This window comes from Actinoplanes sp. NPDC023936 (assembly GCF_040639325.1).
Classification (GTDB): Bacteria; Actinomycetota; Actinomycetes; order Mycobacteriales; family Micromonosporaceae; genus Actinoplanes.
In genome coordinates this window covers 35,414-57,580 of sequence record NZ_JBEZZR010000023.1, presented here as the reverse complement: position 1 = coordinate 57,580, position 22,167 = coordinate 35,414, and the positions used below count along the sequence as shown (strand labels likewise).

The 22,167-nt window shown below is 70.9% G+C and carries 16 protein-coding genes; 11 read left to right on the top strand and 5 right to left on the bottom strand.

Features of this window, described 5'->3' with window-relative positions:
* Positions 1-80 precede the first annotated feature (80 nt).
* On the top strand, positions 81-4,385 hold the full coding sequence (locus AB0F72_RS26515) for a polymorphic toxin-type HINT domain-containing protein (RefSeq protein ID WP_360436203.1): 4,305 nt from the start codon (positions 81-83) through the stop codon (positions 4,383-4,385).
* Positions 4,378-4,623 carry a hypothetical protein gene (locus AB0F72_RS26510; RefSeq protein ID WP_360436201.1) on the top strand — a complete coding sequence of 82 codons (246 nt, stop codon included), beginning with the start codon at positions 4,378-4,380 and terminating at the stop codon, positions 4,621-4,623. The genes AB0F72_RS26515 and AB0F72_RS26510 overlap by 8 nt, the downstream gene beginning before the upstream one ends.
* 43 nt (positions 4,624-4,666) lie before the next feature.
* Here AB0F72_RS26510 and AB0F72_RS26505 read toward each other — a convergent pair whose 3' ends face one another.
* Together AB0F72_RS26505 and AB0F72_RS26500 are read right to left on the bottom strand one after the other, a co-directional pair.
* Positions 4,667-5,725, bottom strand: a complete 1,059-nt coding sequence (locus tag AB0F72_RS26505) for a spore photoproduct lyase family protein (RefSeq protein ID WP_360436199.1) — start codon at positions 5,723-5,725, stop codon at positions 4,667-4,669.
* Positions 5,726-5,809: 84 nt separating this feature from the next.
* Entirely contained in the window at positions 5,810-6,136 is a 327-nt protein-coding gene (locus AB0F72_RS26500; RefSeq protein ID WP_360436197.1) for a hypothetical protein, read from the bottom strand.
* A gap of 46 nt (positions 6,137-6,182) precedes the next feature.
* Between AB0F72_RS26500 and glgX the strand changes: the two genes are divergently transcribed.
* Positions 6,183-8,291 carry a glycogen debranching protein GlgX gene (glgX, locus tag AB0F72_RS26495; protein ID WP_360436195.1) on the top strand — a complete coding sequence of 703 codons (2,109 nt, stop codon included), beginning with the start codon at positions 6,183-6,185 and terminating at the stop codon, positions 8,289-8,291.
* Here the strand turns inward: glgX and AB0F72_RS26490 are convergent.
* The gene (locus tag AB0F72_RS26490; RefSeq protein WP_360436193.1) at positions 8,288-8,515 is read right to left on the bottom strand and encodes a VOC family protein; all 228 of its coding nucleotides are present in this window, start codon (positions 8,513-8,515) and stop codon (positions 8,288-8,290) included. The genes glgX and AB0F72_RS26490 overlap by 4 nt on opposite strands.
* The gene (locus AB0F72_RS26485) at positions 8,488-8,850 is read right to left on the bottom strand and encodes a MerR family transcriptional regulator (RefSeq protein WP_360436191.1); all 363 of its coding nucleotides are present in this window, start codon (positions 8,848-8,850) and stop codon (positions 8,488-8,490) included. Before AB0F72_RS26485 ends, AB0F72_RS26490 begins: the two co-directional genes overlap by 28 nt.
* Positions 8,851-8,914: 64 nt before the next feature.
* On the opposite strand from AB0F72_RS26485, the gene AB0F72_RS26480 reads away from it, so the two are divergent.
* The 8 genes from AB0F72_RS26480 (at position 8,915) to AB0F72_RS26445 (ending at position 21,235) form a co-directional block, all read left to right on the top strand.
* Positions 8,915-9,832, top strand: coding sequence for an aldo/keto reductase (locus AB0F72_RS26480; protein ID WP_360436190.1), 918 nt, complete (start codon positions 8,915-8,917; stop codon positions 9,830-9,832).
* Positions 9,833-9,889: 57 nt separating this feature from the next.
* Positions 9,890-11,074 (top strand): histidine kinase, encoded by a 1,185-nt coding sequence (locus AB0F72_RS26475; protein ID WP_360436188.1) that lies wholly within the window; start codon positions 9,890-9,892, stop codon positions 11,072-11,074.
* Between the two features lie 26 nt (positions 11,075-11,100).
* Complete coding sequence (locus AB0F72_RS26470) at positions 11,101-11,769, top strand: response regulator transcription factor (RefSeq protein WP_360436186.1); 669 nt, start codon at positions 11,101-11,103, stop codon at positions 11,767-11,769.
* Positions 11,770-11,905: 136 nt separating this feature from the next.
* On the top strand, positions 11,906-14,932 hold the full coding sequence (locus AB0F72_RS26465; RefSeq protein ID WP_360436184.1) for an efflux RND transporter permease subunit: 3,027 nt from the start codon (positions 11,906-11,908) through the stop codon (positions 14,930-14,932).
* A 1,128-nt stretch (positions 14,933-16,060) separates the two neighbouring features.
* On the top strand, positions 16,061-18,979 hold the full coding sequence (locus tag AB0F72_RS26460) for a M36 family metallopeptidase (protein ID WP_360436182.1): 2,919 nt from the start codon (positions 16,061-16,063) through the stop codon (positions 18,977-18,979).
* Between the two features lie 111 nt (positions 18,980-19,090).
* Positions 19,091-19,912: an SDR family oxidoreductase gene (locus AB0F72_RS26455; RefSeq protein WP_360436180.1), complete on the top strand. Its 822-nt coding sequence runs from the start codon at positions 19,091-19,093 to the stop codon at positions 19,910-19,912.
* A gap of 44 nt (positions 19,913-19,956) precedes the next feature.
* On the top strand, positions 19,957-20,709 hold the full coding sequence (locus AB0F72_RS26450; RefSeq protein WP_360436178.1) for a hypothetical protein: 753 nt from the start codon (positions 19,957-19,959) through the stop codon (positions 20,707-20,709).
* Positions 20,710-20,770: 61 nt separating this feature from the next.
* Complete coding sequence (locus tag AB0F72_RS26445) at positions 20,771-21,235, top strand: DUF1810 domain-containing protein (protein ID WP_360436176.1); 465 nt, start codon at positions 20,771-20,773, stop codon at positions 21,233-21,235.
* A gap of 78 nt (positions 21,236-21,313) precedes the next feature.
* On the opposite strand, the gene AB0F72_RS26440 is transcribed toward AB0F72_RS26445, so the two are convergent.
* Positions 21,314-22,057: a 3-oxoacyl-ACP reductase family protein gene (locus AB0F72_RS26440; RefSeq protein WP_360436174.1), complete on the bottom strand. Its 744-nt coding sequence runs from the start codon at positions 22,055-22,057 to the stop codon at positions 21,314-21,316.
* Between the last annotated feature and the right edge of the window lie 110 nt (positions 22,058-22,167).

The window sequence follows — 22,167 nt, the reverse complement described above, 5'->3', positions numbered from 1 at the left end:
GCCAGGCGCACGACGGCCCACCGGGCCGTCGTGCCCTCAGCCATGCCTCGAATCCCGCAGGAGAGGAGCAGAGAACACCCATGACATCCCGATGGACACGACGGACCGCCGCCCTGGCGACCGTCGTGATGATGACCTCGGCGACCACCGCCGTGAGCAGCCCGGCTCGTGCCGAGCAGACAGCAGTGGAACCGGCCGACCGCTCAGCGGTCGTCCAGATGTGGCAGAACGGCGGGGTGCTCGTCGCCCCGGCCGCCGAGAAGGCACTGCTCGGTAGCGACGACGACGTCCGGGCCTTCCTCGACCAGGTCGGTACGCTCCAGGCCCTCGACGACCGGATCATGGTGAACCGGGTCCTCGCCGGCGGCGGCCCGACCGTCCGCACCGAAGCACAGGAGGCCCTCGACTCCGGTCAGCTGATCCCCTTCCTGACCCGGGGCTGGCAGGCCGCCCTGCGCGTGGACCAGCGGGTACGGGTCAACCAGATCATGGCGGCCGGTGGCACCCAGCTGCGCGCCGCCGCGCAGAAGGCCCTGGACGCCGACGCGGCCGCCACCGGACCGGCGGTCGAGGAGGTCGACGACTCCCCGCAGAGCCCGCTGGACGTCTTCCTGGCCTCCGGCTGGCAGAAACCGTTCGAACTCGACCAGCGGATCAAGGTCAACCAGATCCTGACGAAGGCGCCGGCCACCTCGAACGTGCGCCGGCTGGCGCAGCGGGCCCTCGACGCCGGCAACGTCGACGCCCTGACCTCCTTCCTCGACAGCCAGCACGCCATCGCCGCAGCCCGCGACGAGGAGGCCACCGCGATCACCGACCTGGTCGGTGCCGCCGAACGGGCCAGCGCGCGCTCCGCCGAACTCATCGAGACCGCGAAGGAGGAGGGCGCCAAGGCCGCAGCCGCCGCAGCCGCCGCCAAGGCGTCGGCGCAGGAGGCGCTGGCCGCCATGCGCGACGCTGAGGAGGACGCCGAGCGGGCCGCGGCCGCCGCCCGCCGCGCCGCCGACGCCGCACGCAAGTCCGCCGACGCCGCCGCCCAGGCGATCCAGGCGTCGCAGGCCGCGGTCGCCGCGGCCCGCGACGCCGCCGCGGCCGCCTCCCGTGCGGTCGCCGCCGCCGCGGCGACCCGGCGCGCCGCCAACCGCGCCTACAAGGCCGCCGCCGACGCGGCCCGCGACAAGAACAAGGCCGCCGCCGCACTGACCGCGGCAGCCGACGCGGAGAAGGCCGCCGCACTGGCGACCAGGGCCGCCGACGCGGTCACCAAGGCCGAAGCCGTCCTGGTCAAGGTCAAGGACGTCGTCGCGGCCGCGGACAGCGCCAGCGCGAACGCGGCGAACGCCGCCGCGGCCGCCGAGGACGCCCTCGCCCAGGCGCGTGCCACCGGCGTGAACGTCGCGGAAGCCGAAGCGGCCGCCCGGCGTGCCCGCTACCAGGCTGCCCGGGCCAACCGGGCCGCTTCCGCCTCGGTCAAGTACGCGCAGGTGGCCGCGACCGCCGCCGGCAACGCCCGCGCGGCGGCTACCCAGGCCGTCACCAGCGCACTCGCCGCTGCCAAGGCCGCCAAGGACGCCGCCGGTCATGCCGGCGATGCGACAAAGGCCGCCAACGCCGCGACCGCGGCGGCGAACGCGGCCAGCCAGGCCGCCGACGCCGCCATCACCGCGGCCAACAACGCCTACGCCATCTACGAGGCGGCCCGGGCCGTCGACGCGGAACGGCTGGCGATCTTCACCGAGGACGGCACCGAGCAGGCCCGCACCGAACTCGCCGCATATCAGCAGTACCAGGCGCGGATCCGGTGGGACGCGCAGGAGGCCGCCAAACGCAACGACGAGACCAACCGGCTCATCGCCGAAGTCCGTGACCCGGCCACCAACGCGGCGAACGCCGTCGTGAGCGCGCGCAAGGCCGCACTGAGCCTGAGCCGGACCGCTGGCCCCTACACCCAGCAGGCGGCGGCACGGGCACTCGGCGGCACCGACGACGAGGTCGTGGAGTTCATCCGCCACGGCATCGACGTCGCGGCCGCACGCGACGACCGGACCACCGTCGCCACCATGGCGCAGACCGGCACCGCCAGCCGGCGGGCGGCGGCCATCGCGGCGCTCGGTGGCACCGACACCGACGTCGCACGATTCCTCGCCGACCAGAACTACCCGGAACGGGCCGTGGACGACCGGGTCGAGGTCAACCGGATCCTCGCCGAGGCCAAGACCGCCGGCAGTCCGGCCACCATCGAACAGGCGCAGCGCGCCCTCGACGGCACCGACCAGGACCGTCGTGACTTCCTGGCCACCGGGCAGTTCCAGTCGGCGTACAACGACGATCGCATCGCCGCCAACAGGATGCTGACCAGCGAGGAGAGCGGCCCGGAACTACGTGCTGCCGCACAGATCGCACTCGACGGCACTCCCGGCGCCCTGCACGAGTTCGTGACGACCGGCTGGTACGGCCCCGCTCAGAACGACTACGACGCGGTCGTGCACGAGCAGGAGATGCTCGCCTTGCTGGCGCGGGCGTCCAACGCCGCCACCACCGCGAAGCAGAACGCCGAGGAGGCGCAGGCGGTCGCCGCCATGGCACGCGGCAAGGCCACCGAGGCACAGCAGTGGTCCGCCAAGGCGGGCGAGTCGGCGAAGCTGGCGGCCACCTACGCGACAAAGGCGATCCAGTCAGCGGTCAAGGCCGAGGAGTCGGCCGTCAAGGCCGCGAACTCGGCGAAGACGGCCATCGCCGCGGCCAAGGTCGCCAACCAGGCGGCCAGCGACGCCGCCCAGTCCGTCGCTGTGGCGCAGGCCGCCTACCGGCGGGCCCGCGCCGACGCGAGCCGGGCCATCGACGCAGCCGAACGCGCACGGGCGTCGGCGCTGGCCGCCGGCAAGGACAAGCAGGAGGCGCAACGGCTGTACGAGGAGGCCGCCACCCACGCCAACAAGCTGATCGACCAGGAGACCAAGGCAGCGGCCCAGGCGGCCCAGGACCAGTTCATCAACTGCCTCAGCGGCGCCGGACCCGCCCCCGAACTCCAGGCGGAATGCCTCCGCGTCTTCGAGCCGACCGACGCCAAGCTCGGCCGGGCGATGGTCAACAAGGAGTTCTGCAACAAGTTCGCGCAGAGCAACAGCGTCTACTACCAGAACTGCGTCGCGGACACGTTCAACCCCAACTTCATGCACAACCGGGCGATGGACCTGCTGACCGCGGGCGCTCTGGTGTTCAGCCAGTGGGGCACCGTCGCGATGGAGGTCATCCTGGGTGGCGCACTGACCCTGGGCTGCCTGGGCGGGCTCTGTTCCGCCGCGATGGCGGTGATCGGCGGCGCCGAAGCCAGCATGGGCATCGGCGGCATGTTCCTGACCTGGGCCGAAGGCTCGCTCATGCGGTACGCGGCCGGCGGCGTCTGGAGCGGCGTCGGCGGCGCCCGGCTCCTCGGGTCGCTGCACGGGTCGATCAACAAGATCCGGATCCCCGCGATCCTGCAGCGCGTCAGCACGCCGCAGAAGGCGGTGGACGCCAACTTCGCCCGGCTCGTCAGCACCCGCATCCTGCCCTCCTGCCTGCGGAAGAACAGCTTCGTCGCCGGCACACCGGTGCTACTCGCCGACGGCACCAGCAAAGCGATCGAGAACGTACGGGTCGGCGATCGGGTGCTGTCCACCGATCCCGGAACCGGGGTCACCGACGCGCAGACGGTCACCGACCTGATCACCGGCACCGGTACCAAGAACCTCGTCGAACTGACCGTCGACACCGGCGACTCGACGGCCACCGTCACGGCGACCGACGACCACCCGTTCTGGGTGCCGGACCTCGGCCGGTGGCGCAAAGCCGACGAACTCGCGGCCGGGCAATGGTTGCGTACCAGCGCCGGCACGTGGGTGCAGATCACCGCGGTGCAGCACAGCATCCGATGGACGACGGTCCACAACCTGACCGTCTCGACGCACCACACGTACTACGTCCTGGCCGGCGACACGTCGCTCCTGACCCACAACGACGAGCGCTGGTGCGACATCGAGTGGCAGGACCTCGGAGACGGCTGGTTCGAGAGCCCTTCCCACCTGCTGTACGGCCCGGGGTCGGCCGAGAATCACCGGATCCTGCACGTGCTGGACCACATGCAACCCAGGCCGGACAAACCGGTTCACAACGTCTTCGACATCGGCGACCAGAACGTCTTCGAATTGATCGACGAGGCCTGGCTCCGGCGCGGAACCGCGGTCTTCACCGACGACCCGGGGAACCGCACGTACTACATCATCCCGATGGGCCGCCGTATCGGTACCAAGGGCGAAACACATATCCTCATAATCGTCAAGAACGGCGACGAGATCATCACCGCGTATCCGAAGACGAAACTCAATCTGGAAGCCGATGACTAGAGACGACGTGGCCTGCAAGGTCTGTGGTCAGGATTGGCTCCGCCCCTACCGGAGCCTTCTCGACGGGACAAGTTTCCTGCTGTGCGGGGAGTGCGACTCGGTCTGGCTGAACGGTGACGATGTCACGAAGCCGACCGAGCATTCGCTCAGCACCGTGTTCGAGGGTTATGCGTTCCTGCCCGGCCAGGTCGACTGGGACCTGATCGAGCCCGACCCCGACCAGCCGAAACGCCGATGATCCGTGGGAGGGCGCCGGCACCGGCGCCCTCCCACGCGCGTACCTAGAAGGCGTAACGGACCCGCAGGTAGGGCGTGCGTGACGCGATCAGGTCGGTCAGGGCGCGGACGTAGGCGCCCTTCTCGCCGGTGCGGTAGCGGACGTTCAGGTCGCCGTTCTGGGACCGTTTCACCTGTTGCAGGTCCGGGCGCCAGAGCAGTTCCTCGGCTTTCGGGTGCCAGCCCAGGTTGACCTCGTGCAGGCCGCGGTTGTGGGTGAGGAAGATGATTTCCGCGGCCAGTTGCTGTTTCGCCGCCGGGCCGATGCCGGCGTCCAGCCGGTCGAGCAGGTCGGCCCAGTCGGCCAGCCAGCCGTCGCGCACCACGACCGGGCTGAAATTGACGTGCACCTCGTAACCGGCGGCCACGAAGTCGTCGATCGCGGCGATCCGGTCGTCGATCGGGCTGGTCCGGATGTCGAGCACTCTCGCGTCGGCCGGCGGCATCAGCGAGAACCGGATCCGGGTGCGCCCGCGCGGATCCCAGTCGAGCAGGTCGCGGTTCACGTGTTTGGTGGCGAAACTGGCTTTCGCGGTGGGCAGGTCGCGGAACAGGGTGACCAGATCCCGGACGTTGTCGCTGATCCGCGCGTCCAGCGCACAATCGGAGTTCTCGCCGATGTCGTAGACCCAGCTGAGCGGATCGCATTCGTTGGCGGCGGGCTTGACGCCCTGCTTCCGCACATGCCTTTCCAGGTACGCGCTGATGCGCTCGATGTTCGCGAAGATGGTGATCGGGTTGCTGTATCCCTTGTGCCGCGGCACATAGCAGTAGGCGCAGGCCATCGCGCACCCGTTGGCCGTCGACGGCGCGATGAAGTCGGCGGACCGCCCGTTCGGCCGGGCGGTCATCGTCTTCTTCACGCCGAGGACGAGCGCCTCCCGCTTGATCCGCACCCAGCGCCGCACGTTCGTCTCGTCGCCGTAGAGCTCGGGGATCCGCTGATGGCTCTCCACCTCGACGATCGTGGCGTCCGGGTGCCGCGCGAGCACCTCCCGCCCGCGCGGCAGGTCGGCCGCCGCCGGCTCGAGGTAGATGCGCCGGATGTCCAGTAGGTCGCTCACCTGTCGATTGTCCGTCATGACGAGGGCGGCCCGGCGGCGGTGCTCGCTATGCCGGGGGAGCGGGACGGGGAGGACCGATCCTGGTCAAGCGGGGACGCTCTCCGCGTACCCTCGCTCTTTGGTGGCCTGCGCCCAGCGGCCTGTGCTGAAGCGACCCAGCGCAAGCACCGCCAGGCCCAGCCCGCACAGGATCCACCAGCCGGCGTGCCCACCGGTGGGTGTGCCGCCGGAGGCGACGACCGCGCCGATGACCGCCACGCCGAGGGCGCTGCCGACCTGGCGGCTGGTGGAGGCGATCGCGGCCGCCACGCCGGCCTGGGCGCGGGGCATGCCGGAGACGGCGGTGTTGGTGATCGAGGATGAGGTAGCGGCGTGGCGCGCCGGTAGTTCTACCCGCAGGATGTTGGTCACATCGGCGGTTGTTTTCCCCGCCACAATTTTTGGGCATCGTGGGCGCATGAAAATCTGGCCTGGCAACCCTTATCCGCTGGGTGCGACATATGACGGCGGCGGCACGAACTTCGCCATCTTCTCCGAGGCGGCGACGCGCGTCGAGCTCTGCCTCTTCGACGACGACGGCACGGAGACACGGGTTGACCTGCCGGAACGTGAGGCGCTGGTCTGGCACGGCTACCTGCCGCGGGTGGTGCCGGGGCAGCGGTACGGCTACCGGGTGCACGGGCCCTACGATCCGTCGCGGGGTCTGCGGTGCAATCCGTCGAAACTGCTCCTCGACCCGTACGCGAAGGCGATCGACGGGGACTTCCGGTGGGATCAGGCGCTGTTCTCGTACAACTTCGGTGACCCGAACTCGTACAACGACGCCGATTCCGCGCCGTTCGCCGCGAGGTCCGTGGTGATCAACCCGTTCTTCGACTGGGGCAACGACAAGCCGCTGAAGATCCCGATGTGGGAGACGGTGATCTACGAGGCGCACGCGAAGGGGATGACGGTCCAGCACCCGGACATCCCCGACGACGTGAAGGGCACCTACTCCGGCATCGCCCACCCCGCGATGATCAAGTACTTGAAGAGCCTCGGGGTGACAGCGGTCGAGCTCATGCCGGTGCATCAGTTCGTGCACGACAGCGGGCTGATCGAACGCGGTCTGACCAACTACTGGGGTTACAACACGATTGGCTTCTTCGCCCCGCACAACGGCTATTCCTCGTTCGGCGGCCGGGGCGGGCAGGTCCAGGAGTTCAAGGCCATGGTGAAGGCGCTGCACGCGGCCGGCATGGAGGTCATCCTGGACGTGGTCTACAACCACACGGCCGAGGGCAACCATCTCGGTCCGACGCTGTCCTTCCGGGGCATCGACAACCCGGCCTACTATCGATTGGTCGACCAGGACAAATCGTATTACTACGACACCACGGGTACGGGTAACAGCCTCAACGTCCGCCACCACGAGTCGCTGCGACTGATCATGGACTCGCTGCGGTACTGGGTGACCGAGATGCACGTCGACGGCTTCCGGTTCGACCTGGCCGCCGCGCTGGCCCGCGAGTTCCACGAGGTGGACCGTCTCGCCGCCTTCTTCGACCTGGTCAACCAGGACCCGGTGGTCTCACAGGTGAAGCTGATCGCCGAGCCGTGGGACGTCGGCGACGGCGGGTACCAGGTCGGCGGCTTCCCACCGAACTGGACCGAGTGGAACGGCAAGTACCGCGACTCGGTGCGCGACTTCTGGCGCGGCGACCAGTGGAGCCTCGGCGAGTTCGCGTCCCGCTTCACCGGCAGCTCCGACCTCTACCAGGACGACGGCCGGCGGCCCATCGCGTCGATCAACTTCGTGACGGCGCACGACGGGTTCACGCTGCACGACCTGGTGTCGTACAACGAGAAGCACAACGAGGAGAACGGCGAGGGCAACCGGGACGGCGAGAGCCACAACCGCTCCTGGAACTGCGGCGTCGAGGGTCCCACCGACGACGCCGACATCGTCACACTGCGGGAGCGGCAGAAGCGCAACTTCCTGGCGACGCTGCTGCTCAGCCAGGGCGTGCCGATGATCGCGCACGGCGACGAGCTGGGTCGTACCCAGCAGGGCAACAACAACGTCTACTGCCAGGACGGCCCGCTCTCCTGGGTGGACTGGAAGGACTCCCGCAACTTCGACGTGCTGACCGGGTTCGTCCGCCGGCTCCTCGAGCTGCGGGCCGAACACCCGATCTTCCGGCGCCGGCGGTTCTTCACCGGCGAGCCGGCCGGCGACTCCAAGCTGCCGGACATCGCCTGGCTGCGCCGCGACGGCGAGGTGATGACCGAGGCGGACTGGAACACCCGCAGCGGGATGACCATGACGGTGTTCCTCAACGGGAACGGGATCCCGGAGCGGGACGCGCTCGGCGAGGAGATCAAGGACGATTCGTTCCTGCTGCTCTTCAACCCGCTCGACGAGGACGTGGCGTTCACGCTGCCGGGGCGGGATTACGGGCGTACCTGGGAGGTCGTCGCGAACACGGCTGATCCGCTGCTGGCCGGCCGCCGGCGGACCGCCAAGGCCGGCAGTCAGGTCAACGTGATGCGGCACAGCCTCGCCGTGCTGCGCTGCCGGTATTAGGTCTCCACGCAGAACACGTTGCCCTCCGGGTCGGCCAGCACGGTCAGCGCGCCCGGCGTCACCACTGTGGCGCCGAGCGCGCTGAGCCGGGCCACCACGGCGTTCGTGTCGCCCTCCAGGTCCTCGCCGAGCGCCGCCCAGTACCGGGCCGCGGCCGGGGCCCCGGGAAAGTCGAACGTGATGCTCTTGACGTACGTCAGTGTTCCGCTACCGACCGGTACCACGCGATCTTCTCCCGTACTCGTTTCTGTTCGAGTCGCAGCTGGGCGACCTTCTCGTCGATCTCGCGATCGTGCTCCTCGAGCAGCGCGGTGCGCTGCCCCGCCGTCTCGTCGCCGCCCTCCAGGAGCTCGGCGAACCGCCGCAGGCGCGCGATCGGCATGCCGGAGTCGCGCAGGCAGCGCAGCAGGCCGAGCCGGGAGAGGTCGTGCTCGGAGAAGACCCGGCGGCCGACGGAGTCGCGCTCGACCCCGTTCATCAGGCCGATCTTCTCGTAGTAGCGGATCGTGTCGATGCTGACCCCGATCCGGCCGGCGGCCTCGCCTGGCGTGTACGGCATTCCTCGATCCTCCCCGTGATCACGTCTTGACCTGGAGCGCGCTCCAGGCGACAGGGTATCGGACATGACAATTGTTCTCGGGGCCCTGGCGTTCGGTACCCGCATCGACGAGGCACAATCATTTGACCTTCTTGACCAGTATCTGGACCTCGGCGGCGAATGGATCGACACCGCCGACAACTACGCGTTCTGGATGCACCCGAGCGGGCGGGGCGGGCAGAGCGAGACGGTGATCGGTCGATGGCTGTCCAAGCGGCCGGGCGTCCGCGACCGCGTCCGGATCAGCACCAAGGGCGGTGCGATGGGGTTCCCCGACAATCCGGACGGGTTGTCGGCGGGGGCGCTGACCGCCGCGTTCGCCGGGAGCCTGGAGCGGCTGCAGACGGATCGGGTGGAGTTGTACTGGGCGCACATCGAGGACCGGTCGGTTCCGCTGGAGGAGACCGTGACGACGCTCGGCGGGTTCGTTGCGGACGGGCGGGCTGCTCGTCTGGGGGTGTCGAACCACCCGACGTGGCGGGTCGAGCAGGCACGAAACATCGCTGCTTCTCTGGATGTCGCCGGATACAGCGCTGTTCAGCTCCGGTGGTCCTACCTGCAGCCGCTGCCCGGCGTCGCCCTCCCGCAGAGCGGCCACGTGCACGCCACCGCCGAGACGTTCGACTACCTGCGCAGCCACGACGACGTCTCGCTCTGGGCCTACAACACCCTGCTCGACGGCGGCTACACCCGTGCGGACCGCCCGCTCCCGGACGCTTACGACCATCCGGGTACGGCCCGCCGCCTCACCGTCCTCGACGAGGTGGCCGCCGAGACCGGCGCCACCCGTAACCAGGTGGTGCTCTCCTGGCTGGCCGGTGGCCCGCTGCCGATCCTCCCGATCGTCGGGGTCACCACGGCCGCCCAGGTCGCCGAGGCGATGGGCGCCCGGGACGTGGTGCTCACCGCCGAGCAGCGCGCCCGCCTGGACCGGGCGGCCTGACGGATATACCGCAGGAAGACGACGCCGGACCGGGCCCTGCTCACTAACCTGAAGCGCATGATCGTGGCGGGGACCCGGTCCGGCCCGATCCGCCGGTTCGTCACAGCGCACCCGTTCGCCGCTGACCTGCTGTTCGCCGTCGTCCTGGTCGGTGTCCCGCTGGCCGGCTATCTGGCCGGGTCCATGCGCGACGAGGCGCGGGAGCCGCTCACCGTCTCCCTGGTCACCGGCCTGGTCATCACGTTCGTCGCGGTCCTGCTGCGGAGCCGGTGGCCGCGGGCGGTGCTGGTCGCCGTCACCGCCGCGATGATCTGGTACACGGTGCTCACCGGCGCCCGTCATCCGCTCCTGATCGTCGCGGTGGGTGTGGCGGCGTACACGGTGGCCCTGCACACCCCGCGCCGGGCGGCGCTGACGCTCGTCGCCGGGTGCGGGGTGGCGCTCTACCTGGGCGACGCGCTCTCCGGGCACTTCTCGCTGATCACCGGCGTGACGGTTCCGGTGCTGACGTTCCTGGCGATGGCGACGGCGTTCGGTGACGCCGCCCGCAACCGGCGGGCCTACCTCGCCGAGGTGGAGGAGCGGGCCCGGCGCGCCGAGCAGACCCGCGAGGAGGAAGCGCGGCGCCGGGTCATCCAGGAACGCCTGCGGATCGCCCGCGAGCTGCACGACGTGGTCGCCCACCACATCGCCGTGATCAACGTGCAGGCGGCGGCCGCCTCGCATCTGGTCGACCGCCGCCCGGACCAGGTCAAACCGGCTCTCGACCACATCCGGCAGGCGGGTGACAACGTGCTCAAGGAGCTGGGCTCGGTGGTCGGCGTGCTGCGCCAGTCCGACGACCCGGACTCGATCGAGCCGACCCGCGGGCTGGCCCGCCTGCCACAGCTGCTGGAGGCCATGGCGGCGGCCGGGCTTCGGGTCGCCGTCACCTTCTCCGGGCATGAGCGGGAGCTGCCCGCCGTGGTCGACCTGGCCGCCTTCCGGATCGTGCAGGAGGCGCTGACCAACGCGCACAAGCACGGCGACGGGGAGGCCACGCTGACCGTCACCTACACCGCCGAGGCGGTGTCCGTCGAGATCGTCAACACCGCCGGGACGGGCCACGACGGCGGCGGCTCGGGGTACGGCATCGTCGGCATGCGGGAGCGCGCCGCCGCCGCGGACGGGACCTTTCACGCCTCCGCGCAGCCGGACGGCCGCTTCACCGTCCGGGCTCACCTACCAGCACCGACTCCCTGACCAACCGCACCCATCGAGGAACGACGATGACCATCCGTGTCCTGCTCGCCGACGACCAGCCGCTGATCCGGGCCGGCTACCGGATGATCCTCGACTCCGAGCCCGACCTGGAGATCGTCGGTGAGGCGGTGGACGGCCGGGAGGCGGTGGAGCTCGCCCGGACCCAGCGCGCCGACGTGGTGCTGATGGACATTCGCATGCCGGGCGTGGACGGGATCGAGGCGACGCGGCTCATCGCCGCGGACGACGACCTCGCCGGGGTACGTGTTCTCGTGCTCACCACGTTCGAGCAGGACGACAACGTGATGCTCGCCCTGCGCGCCGGCGCCAGCGGGTTCCTCGGCAAGGGGGTCGGTCCGGACGACCTGATCAGCGCGGTCCGCGCGGTCGCCGCCGGTGAGGCGATGCTCTCCCCGAAAGCCACGCGCGGACTGCTCGATCATCTGCTCAGCCAGCCGGAGACCGGCCCGCCGCCGTCCGCGGAGAAACTCGCCGAGCTCACCCAGCGGGAACGCGAGGTGCTCGTCCTGGTGGCGCACGGCCTCTCCAACGACGAGATCGGCGAGCGGCTGTTCCTGTCGCCGCTGACGGCGAAGACGCACGTGAACCGGGCGATGGCGAAACTGGGTGTCCGGGATCGGGCACAGCTCGTGGTCGTGGCGTACCAGAGCGGGCTGGTCCGCCCCGGCAAGTGATCCGGCTGCGGTAGGAGCCGAGGCGTTTCTACTGCGGTTGGAGTAGCCGAACGGCCCTCCGCTGGAGGACGCGCCGGGCGACCCGCCGGGACCAGACTGGGCGCGCTCACTTCTCGTCGCCCGAACGGGGTCCCTGGTGTCCTTGTTGTCCCGGATCAGTCTCACGAACCGGAAGCTGGTGGCTCTGGTCACCGTGCTGCTGGTCGCCCTCGGCGTCTATGCGACGTCGTCGCTGAAACAGCAGCTGCTGCCCGACCTTTCGTTCCCCGCCGTGACGGTCGTCGCGTCCTATCCGGGCGCCGCCCCCGAGGTCGTCGAGGAGCAGGTCACCCGGCCGATCGAGGACGCCGTGCAGGGCCTCGACGGGGTGGAGAGCATGACCTCCACGTCGACGCAGGGCTCCGCCGTGGTGCTGCTGTCGTTCGCGTTCGGCACCGAGATCGGCGACGCCGCCGGCGACATCGAGCAGGCCGTCTCCAAGATCTCGCGGCAGCTGCCGGCCGACGTCGACCCGCAGGTGATGACCGGCAGCACCGGCGACATGCCGACGATGGTGCTGGCCGCCACGGCGGACGGCGACCAGCGCGCGCTCGCCGCGAGACTGCGCAGCGAGGTGGTGCCCGCGCTGCAGGCCGTCGACGGGGTGAACGAGGTGTCCGTCTCCGGCACGCGGGACCAGATCATCACGGTCACGCCGGAGAAACCGGCGCAGGCGCAGGCCGTCATCACCGCGCTCAGCGGGCTCGGCGGCACCCAGTCGGCCGGGTCGATCACCGCCGGCGGCACGGACCTGAGCCTCGCGGTCGGCGCCGCGGTCACCTCGGTGGACCAGGTGCGCAACCTCTGGCTGCCCGGCCCGGTGCAGCTCAAGGACGTCGCGACCGTCACCCTCGAGGATGCGCCGCGGACGTCGATCACGCGGACCGACGGCCGGCCCAGCCTCGGCGTGTCGATCACGATGGACCACGGCGGCAGCGCGGCGTCGATCTCCAGCGACGTGACCGATCAGCTCGCCGAGCTGGCGACCCGGCTCGGTGACGGCGCGCGGCTGACGGTGGTGTCGGACAGCGGCCCGCAGGTGCGCGAGTCGGTGAACGGGCTGCTCGAGGAGGGCGCGCTCGGCCTGCTGATGGCGATCGTGGTGATCCTGGTGTTCCTGCGCTCCGCGCGGTCCACGCTCGTCACCGCCGTCTCCATCCCGGTGTCGCTGCTGATCGCGCTGACGGCGCTCTGGACCCAGGACTACTCGCTGAACATTCTCACGCTCGGCGGCCTCACCATCGCGGTCGGCCGGGTCGTCGACGACTCGATCGTCGTCCTGGAGAACATCAAACGCCACCTGGGGTACGGGGAGGACCGTCGCCACGCGATCCTGACCGCCGTGCGTGAGGTGTCCTCGGCGGTCACCTCGTCCACGCTGACCACCGTGGCCGTGTTCCTGCCCGTCGCGTTCGTGAGCGGCTTCGTCGGCGAGCTGTTCGGGCCCTTCTCGATCACCGTGACGGTGGCGATGGTGGCGTCGCTCGTGGTGTCGCTGACGATCGTGCCGGTGCTCGCCTACTGGTTCCTCCCGGCACCGCGGAACGTCTCCCGCGAGCAGGTCGAGGCCGAGGAGCGGCAGGGCTTCCTGCCCCGGCTCTACCTGCCGGTGATCGCGTGGTCGGTGCGGCGCCGTAAGACGGTCCTCGCGGGCGCGGTGCTGCTGCTGGTGGCGACGGCCGGCATGGCGGGCGCGCTGAAGACCAGCTTCCTCGGCGACTCCGGCGAGGAGAGCGTGAGCATCAGCCAGGAGCTGCCGCCGGGCGCCGACCTGGAGCGGACCGACGCGGCCGCCCAGAGAGTGGAGACCGTGCTGTCCGGGCTGGACGCTGTGACGTCGTACCAGGTGGTGATCGGTTCCTCCGGTGGCTTCCTCGGCGGTGGCGGCGGCGCGAACACCGTCTCCTACACGGTGCACCTCGCCGAGGGCGCCGAGGCCTCCGCGGTCGAGGAGGCGCTCGCCGGTTTCGACGACCTGACGTTCGGCTCCGGCGGCGCCGGCCTCGGCGGCACCGACATCGAGGTCTCGGTGCGGGCCGGCGACGACGCCACCCTGACCGCCGCCACCGAGCAGGTGGCGAAAGCCCTCGCCGGGGTCAGCGAGGTCACCGGCGTGACCAGCGACCTGAGCGCCAGCGCGCCGCAGATCAGCATCGTGCCCAAGGGCGAGGCAGCCGCGCGGTGGGGCGTCAGCGACCAGACGATCGTGTCCACGCTGCGCACCGCCGTGCAGGGCGTCACGACCAGCCGGGCCGGGGCGAACGACGTGGTGGTGAAGACCGCCGCGACGGCGCCGGACAGCCTCGCCGAGGTGAAGGCGCTGACCGTGACGACCGAGAGCGGCCCGGTGCGGCTCGACAAGGTGGCCACGGTGAGCCAGGTCGACGGCCCGGTCCAGCGGGTCCGCACCGACGGCGCCCGGACGAACACGGTCACCGCCACGCCCGCCGGCGACGACACCGGCGCGGCCGGCGCTGCCGTGCAGGAGGCGCTCGACGCGCTGACCCTGCCGGCCGGCGCGTCGTATGAGACCGGTGGCGTCACGGCGCAGCAGGACGAGGCGTTCGGCCAGCTCTTCCTCGCGATCGTCGCGGCCATCGCGCTGGTCTTCCTGATCCTGGTCGCGGTGTTCCGCAGCATCCGGCAGACCCTGATCCTGCTGGTCTCGATCCCGTTCGCGTTCGTCGGCGCGGTCGCGCTGTTGCTCGTCACCGGCACCCCGATGGGCGTGGCCGCCCTGATCGGCATCCTCATGCTGATCGGCATCGTGGTCACCAACGCGATCGTGCTGATGGACCTGATCAACCAGTACCGGGAACGCGGCATGACCGTCACCGAGGCGGTCGTCGAGGGCGGCCTGCGCCGCCTCCGGCCGATCTTGATGACCGCGCTGGCCACCATCTTCGCGCTGATCCCGATGGCGCTCGGCATCACCGGCTCCGGCGGCTTCATCTCCCAGCCGCTGGCGGTCGTGGTCATCGGCGGCCTGGTGAGCTCCACGTTGCTCACGCTGGTGCTGATCCCCACCCTCTACACGCTGGTGGAGAGCCGCCGCGAACGCCGGATGCAGCAGCGCCACCCGAAGCAAAGCCAGCCCGAGCGCGAACTCGAACCAGTCAGCTGACGCACCCGCCCCGCCCCGCCCGCTCTGCCCCGCCCTACCCGCCCCGCCCCGCCCGCTCTGCCCCGCCCCGCCGCCGACCCGTTCCGGCGGCGGGGCGGGGCGTCAGCGCCGCTCGGCCGTGCCGCGTCAGCACCGCTCGGCCGTGCCGTGTCAGCGCCGCCCGGTCGCGCCGTGCCACGCGGCCGCGCCGTGCACACCCGGCCGCGCCGTGCACAAGCGCCCCGCGCACACCCTGCCGCCCGCACTAAAAACCGGTCGCGCCGCGAACAACCTGGTCGTCGTCGTGTACAACCGCCACCGAAGCAGATCTAGGCAAGTTGCGGCCCCCGGGACACGATCTGCCATGATCCCGCCCCGGTGGGCGGCATCCCACCCCTGAGCGCTGTGAGCGTGTGGAGTTCGGGTCAGCGCGTGCGAGCGGCCGCCTGTCAGCGTCCGTGATTGTCACTCGGTGTGCCGGCGTTCGGGGTAAAGGCGGCGCTTCGCGGAAGTCCGTGGACGCTCCAGGATCCACAGGATTCCGAGAAGCAGCAGCGCTCCGGCCATTTCGGTGACCCATCGTGACGCCGCATGGGCTCGGCGAGGGCCGGGACGCGGTCCGGGGCCAAACGAGCCTTGCCACGAGACTTGCGCCAGCTACGGCCGGGGCTCGCGAGCCGTAGCTCAGGCATGTGATCAAGTGCGTTTGCCTGCGCCAGCTACGGCCGGGGCCCGCGAGCCGTAGCTCAGGCATGTGATCAAGCGCGTTTGCCTGCGCCAGCTACGGCCGGAGCCGGCGAGCCGTAGCTCAGGCATGTGATCAAGCGCGTCTACTTGCGCCAGCTACGGCCGGGGCCGGCGAGCCGTAGCTCAGGCATGTGATCAAGCGCGTTTGCCTGCGCCAGCTACGGCTCGGCCGCAGGGCCTGCGCCGCTGCCCGCGCCGCTGCCCGCGCCGCTGCCCGCGCCGCTGCCCGCGCCGCTGCCCGCGCCCCTGCCCGCGCCGTGCCCCGGCCCGGCGGCTGGACCGGAAGGCATCGATGGATGTGCAATTGATCGACTTCGATTGTGGATGTTCGGCCCATGTCGCGCGGGCCGTTCGACTGATCGGATGCAGTGGTCGGTAAAGGCCGTCCACAGAGGAGGTACCGTGCGCACACCATCCCGTGCGTCGGCGGCATCCACCACAGCATTAGTCGCAGCCACGCTCGTCGTGCTCGCTCCCGCGTCCGCGGGGAACGCGGCGCCCGCCGAGCCAGCCCGGGCCGCCCGGGTGCACGACCAGGATCATGATCATGAGCATTCCGTCGACAACCGCAGCGGCCGGGTCGCCCCGACCGCGCAGCAGCGCCGCGACGCCGCCGATCTCGGTGCGGTGGCGCGCTGGAACACTCTCGGCACCCCGGCCGCGCTGACCGCCACGGCGGAGCCGCTGGCCTCCGGTCTGCCCGCGGAGCCGGTCGCGGCCGCCCGGGCGTACGTCTCACAGAACCTCGACGTGCTGGGACTCACCGAGCGCGGAGCGGACGCCCTCGAGGTGCTCGCCGACGCGCCGCTCGGCGAAGGCGCCGTCGTGATCTTCCGGCAGCGCTTCGGTGACCTGGTCGCCGGTCGTGACGGCCTGCTCTCGGTGGGCCTGCGTGACGGCAAGGTGTGGCATGTCACCTCGTCCCTGGCCCGGGACGCGGCGGCGCCCGCGCCCGCCACCCTCACCAAGGCCGACGCCGAGCGGATCGCCGCGCAGGACGCCGGTCTCACCAGCCCGACCGTGCTCGCCACCCAGCTCGTCGCGGTGCCCACCCCGGAGCAGGGCGCCCGGGCCGCCTACCAGGTCACTCTCGGCGAGGACCTGAACGGCGCGGACCCGGTCGCGTTCACCACCTGGGTCGACGCCCGCGACGGCGGCGTGCTGGTCAGCGAGAGCATCGTCGACGCGGACAGCGACAACCCGGAGTGGGACGTCTTCCCGGACTCGCCGCCCACCAGCTACTCGTCGGCGGACACCCGCCGGACCTGGTGCCAGCAGCCGTCCCGGCGCTGTGACGAGGCCGTCGGCAACCCGGCGTCGCCGCTCGGCTGGGACGTCGACCCGGCCACCGATCAGCCGACGTTCACGACTCGCGGCAACAACGCGATCGCGGTGCACAACTGGAACTCCAGCGACCCGTTCACGGTCGGCACCGAGACCGCCACCCCGAGCCCGACCCGCGAGTACCAGTACCCCTGGACCAACCAGTGGTACGAGGAGAAGTGCGCGCCGACCGTGTTCGAGACGCCGGCCCGCAACGACATCGACGCGGCCCGGGCGAACCTGTTCGCCATGCACAACCGGATGCACGACTGGTCGTACCACCTCGGCTTCACCGAGGAGACCTGGAACATGCAGGCCGAGAACTTCACCGGCGCCGGGCTCGGCAACGACTACGAGCAGGGCAACGCGCAGGCCGGTGGGATCAGCGGCGGACCGCCGGACTTCGCGGCCCGCAACAACGCCAACCAGATCACCCCGCCGGACGGCGAGGCGCCGATCACGAACATGTACCTGTGGCAGCCGATCGCCGGCGCATTCTACGGTGAGTGCGTCGACGGCGACTACGACATGTCGGTGATCGCCCACGAGTACACGCACGCCATCACCAACCGCATGATCGCCGGGCCGAACGCGGGCCTCAGCTCGCCGCAGGGCATGAGCGAGAGCTGGTCCGACCTGCTCTCGATCGAGTACCTGTACGAGCACGGTTACTCGAAGGACTACACGGTCGGCGAGTACGTGACCGGCGACGCCACGGCGGGCATCCGCAACTTCAACATGAGCCGCAGCCCGCTCAACTACAGCCACGTCGACTACGACTTCGTCGGGCTGCAGGTGCACGCGTCGGGCGAGGTGTGGAGCGCCGCGAACTTCGACATCCGCGCCGCGCTGATGAAGCGGTACGGCGCCGGCAACGCGGCCCTGCAGAAGGCCTGCGCCAACGGCAAGGTCGCGGTCACCAAGTGCCCGGGCAACCGGCGCTGGATCCAGCTGGTGTTCGACTCATTCCTGCTGCTGGCGAACAGCGCCAACAGCCAGGTCGACGCCCGTGACGCGCTGATCGCCGCGGACCAGCTGCGGTTCGGCGGCGCCAACCAGGACCTGATCTGGAACGCGTTCGCGAAGCGTGGCCTCGGTGAGGCGGCGCTGAGCAACGGGCCCGGCGACGCCGACCCGCGTCCCGGCTTCACCTCGCCGTACGCGAACGAGGCGACAGTGAAGTTCCGTCCGCTGGACGAGAACGGCAAGGTCGTGGCGGGTGCCAAGCTGTTCGTCGGTGACTTCCAGGCCCGCGCGGTCCCGGTCGCCGACACCGACCCGGCCACCGCGCTGCCGGACACCGTCGACCTGGTCGCCGGCCGGTACTCGTTCATCGCCCAGGCGCCCGGTCACGGCGAAGCCCGGGTCCGGCCCACGGACTTCCGGTCCGGGCAGGACCGGACGCTGACCGTGAAACTGCCGACCAACCTTACCTCCGGCGCGAACGGCGCGACGGCGACCGGTGACGGCGTGAACCTGGCCGCGCTGATCGACGACACCGAGGCGACCAACTGGGCGTCGCTGAACGCCCCGGTGGCCGGCAAGGGTGTCACCGTCGACCTGGCCGGTGACCGGCAGCGGGTCGAGCGGGTGCAGGTCAGTGCGATGCTGCGCCCGGCGATCGCCGGTGACCCGGACCCGCTGGCGCAGAACCGGTACTCGGCGCTGCGGCAGTTCAAGGTTCTCGGCTGCACGGCGTCGGCCACGACGGACTGTGCGGACGCGGCCGACTTCCGGACCGTCTACGTCAGCAAGCGGGACGCGTTCCCGTCCGGCCAGCCCCGCCCGCGGGCCCCGGAGGTGATCGTCCGGGAGTTCGACATCCCGGACACGACGGCCACCCACCTGCGGATCGAGGTCGTCACCAACCAGTGCACGGGCGGCCCGGACTACGCCGGTGAGCAGGACGCCGACCCGCGGGCCAACACGGACTGCGCGACGGCCAGCCCGCAGGCGCTCAACGTGCGCATCGCCGAGTTCCAGGCCTACGCACGCTAGAAAAAGCAGCACCCAGAGAAGCAGCACCAGAGAAGCAGCACCAGAGAAGCAGCACCAGGAAATCTCCTCCTGCCGGGGCGGACCACCCTTCCGTCCCGGCAGGATGGACCCATGAGTTCCGAACCGATCGCGATCACCGGCGCCACGGGCCAGCTGGGTGGCCGCATCGCTCACCGGCTGAGTGCCCTGGGCGTACCCCTGCGATTGCTCGTGCGAGACGTGGCGCGGGCGCCGCGGCTGCCCGGCGCTGACGCGGTCGTCGCGCCCTATGCCGACGGGCCGGCCGTGCGCAAGGCCCTGGACGGTGTGCGGACCGTGCTGATGGTGTCGGCGTCCGAGACACCGGACCGGGTCCAGCAGCATCACACGTTCATCGACGCCGCGGCTGACGCCGCCGTCGAACATCTGGTCTACATCTCGTTCGCCGGGGCGTCCCCGGCCGCCACGTTCACCCTGGCCCGCGACCACTGGGCGACCGAGGAGCACATCCGCGCGCGGGGGATCGCGGCGACGTTCCTGCGGGACAACCTCTACGCCGACTTCCTGCCGCACCTGGCCGGGGCCGACGGCGTGATCCGCGGACCGGCCGGCGACGGGCGGGTGGCCGCCGTGGCGCAGGACGACATCGCGGACGCGGCGGTCGCGGTGCTGCGGGACCCGGCGGCGCACGCCGGGCGGACCTACGAGCTGACCGGGCCGGAAGCGCTCAGCCTCGCCGAGATCGCCGGGATTCTCGGCGTGCGGTACCACGACGAGACCGTCGAGGAGGCCTACGAGTCGCGCGCGGTCTACGGCGCGCCGCGCTGGCAGCTCGACGCCTGGGTCTCCACCTACCTCGCGATCGCCGCCGGCGAGCTGGCCACTGTCACCACGCACATCGCCGACCTGACCGGCCACCCGCCGACCGGAATCGCGCAGCTGCTGCGAAAGTGACACGCCCCGGGGGACGAATCGGAGAATTGGTGCTAGGCAGAGACATGGACGGTGTGCCTTTGCCCCGGTTGCACTTCACCCCGCGCGCCGGCGAGGCCGGTGAGATCATCGGCGTGGTGCGCTCCGGCGGGCGTTACCAGCTCTTCTACGAGACGCCGGACGGCTGGGGGCAGGCGACCTCCGACGACCTGGTGCTGTGGTGGGAGCAGCCGGTCGCCGATCCGCTGCCGGAGCAGTTCCGCACCGGAACCCCGGGGGAGGTCCCGATCGGGGACGCGCCGTCGGTGCTGACACCCCGGGAGGGCGCGCGCGGCCCGCAGCTGTTCCCGCTCGACGGCGTGTGGGTGCTGCTCGCCGACGCCTCCTACGCGGTGGGTGACTACGACGGCCGCACCTTCACGCCGCAGACCCGGGGCGTGTTCGGGCGCGGCCGCCTCGGGCGTGTGGTCACCTTCGCGGACGCTGCCGGGCGGCGCTGCGCGCTCGCCCAGCTGCCCGGTCCGGCCGGGGCGTTCAGCCTTCCCTGGGTTCTTTCGGTACGGGCACGGACGCTGCTCGCCACCCCCCACCCCCACCTCGACCCCTATCTGACCAGCGGCGCCACCGGTCTGACCGCGACCGGGGGCGAGGTCCGCGACAACGGCGAGCTGATCCTGCGGATGCCGGCCGGCGGCGAGACCCTGGTCGTCACGGACGCCGACATCGTCGAGGTGACCGTCGAGGGCGTGAGCGGCGTCGGCGCGGCACGCCGCAGCATCGCCGGCTTCTCCGGCGTCCGGGTGGCCCGTTTCGCCTGAGATCTCGGCGGCCGTTCCGCCTGATGTTTCGGCGGCCGTTTCGGCTGATATTTTGGCGGGCGTGAGTGATCTCGAACGGTTCGTGCAGGCCCAGGACGGCGTCTACGAGCAGGCCCTGGCCGAGATCGTCGCCGGCACCAAGCGCACGCACTGGATGTGGTTCGTCTTCCCGCAGATCGCCGGCCTCGGCTCCAGCCCGACCGCCCGGCAGTACGCGATCCGGGACCTGGCGGAGGCCCGGAGCTACCTGGCGCACCCGGTCCTCGGACCACGGCTGGTCGCCTGCGCGACCGCGCTGCTCGCCCACACCGGCCGATCCGCGAGCCAGATCTTCGGCTACCCCGACGACATGAAGCTGCGCTCGTCGATGACCCTGTTCGCCCGCGCGGCAGAGCAGCCCGGTGTGTCCGAACAGCCCGGTGTGTCGGAACAGCCCGGTGTGTCGGAGCAGCCGGGAGTGTTCGAGCAGGTGCTCACCCGGTTCTACGACGGCCCGGACGAGCGCACGCTGGCGTTGCTGGGCTAGAAAAAGTCCGGCCAGGTGCGGTCCGACGAGACGGTCGCGGCCGGAGTGGCCGCGACCGCCCGCCGCGAAACCCGGCCGTCAGACCGAGAAACCGCCGTCGACGTTGATCACCGCGCCGGTGACGTACCGGGCGCCGTCACCGGCGAGATAGGAGACCGCCGTCGCGATCTCGGCAGGTGTTCCATAACGGCCGAGCGCGGTGAAGCCGGCGATCGTGGCTGCGGCCGGGCCGTCGGCCGGGTTCATGTCGGTGTCGATCGGGCCGGGATTGACCAGGTTGACGGTGATGCCGCGCGGGCCGAGGTCCCGGCTGAGGCCCTTGGTCAGTCCTACCAAGGCGGTCTTGCTCATCGAGTACAGCGAGAAGCCCGGGAACACCGTGCGTTCCACCATGTTGCTCCCGATGGTGACGATCCGTCCGCCGTCACCCATGTGCCCGGCGGCGGCCCTCGACGCGAGGAACGGCGCCCGCACGTTGACCGCGACCATGCGATCGAACTCCTCCCGCCCGAGATCCTCCACCGGCCCGACGAGGAACACCGCCGCGTTGTTCACCAGAATGTCCAGCCGCCCGAACTGGGCGGCCGCACGGTCGACCGCGCTGGTCACCGCGTCCGGGTCGGCGCTGTCCACCCGCAGCGCCATGCCGCGGCGGCCGAAGCCCTCGATCTGCTTCACCACGACCGCCGCCTGATCGTCACGGTGCTGGTAGGTCAGCACCACGTCAGCGCCGTCCTCGGCCAGCCGCGCGGCCACGCCGGCGCCGATGCCCCGGCTCCCGCCGACCACCAATGCCACTCTGCCATCAAGATCGTTCGTCATGCCCCTACTGTCGTCCGCAGGCGCGTCCTCGTCTGGCGGCAATCGGACCCGGCGTTCCCCGGTCCCGTCCGACGCCACGGCACGTGACACCGGGTCGGGCGCCGGGCCGG

Excerpts from the sequence above, each read along its gene's own strand:
- AB0F72_RS26470 (WP_360436186.1), top strand. The coding sequence starts at position 11,101 with ATGACCATCCGTGTCCTGCTCGCCGACGACCAGCCGCTGATCCGGGCC.
- glgX (WP_360436195.1), top strand. The coding sequence starts at position 6,183 with ATGAAAATCTGGCCTGGCAACCCTTATCCGCTGGGTGCGACATATGAC.
- AB0F72_RS26455 (WP_360436180.1), top strand. The coding sequence starts at position 19,091 with ATGAGTTCCGAACCGATCGCGATCACCGGCGCCACGGGCCAGCTGGGT.
- AB0F72_RS26450 (WP_360436178.1), top strand. The coding sequence starts at position 19,957 with ATGGACGGTGTGCCTTTGCCCCGGTTGCACTTCACCCCGCGCGCCGGC.
- AB0F72_RS26510 (WP_360436201.1), top strand. The coding sequence starts at position 4,378 with ATGACTAGAGACGACGTGGCCTGCAAGGTCTGTGGTCAGGATTGGCTC.
- AB0F72_RS26485 (WP_360436191.1), bottom strand. The coding sequence starts at position 8,850 with ATGCCGTACACGCCAGGCGAGGCCGCCGGCCGGATCGGGGTCAGCATC.
- AB0F72_RS26515 (WP_360436203.1), top strand. The coding sequence starts at position 81 with ATGACATCCCGATGGACACGACGGACCGCCGCCCTGGCGACCGTCGTG.
- AB0F72_RS26475 (WP_360436188.1), top strand. The coding sequence starts at position 9,890 with ATGATCGTGGCGGGGACCCGGTCCGGCCCGATCCGCCGGTTCGTCACA.
- AB0F72_RS26440 (WP_360436174.1), bottom strand. The coding sequence starts at position 22,057 with ATGACGAACGATCTTGATGGCAGAGTGGCATTGGTGGTCGGCGGGAGC.
- AB0F72_RS26480 (WP_360436190.1), top strand. The coding sequence starts at position 8,915 with ATGACAATTGTTCTCGGGGCCCTGGCGTTCGGTACCCGCATCGACGAG.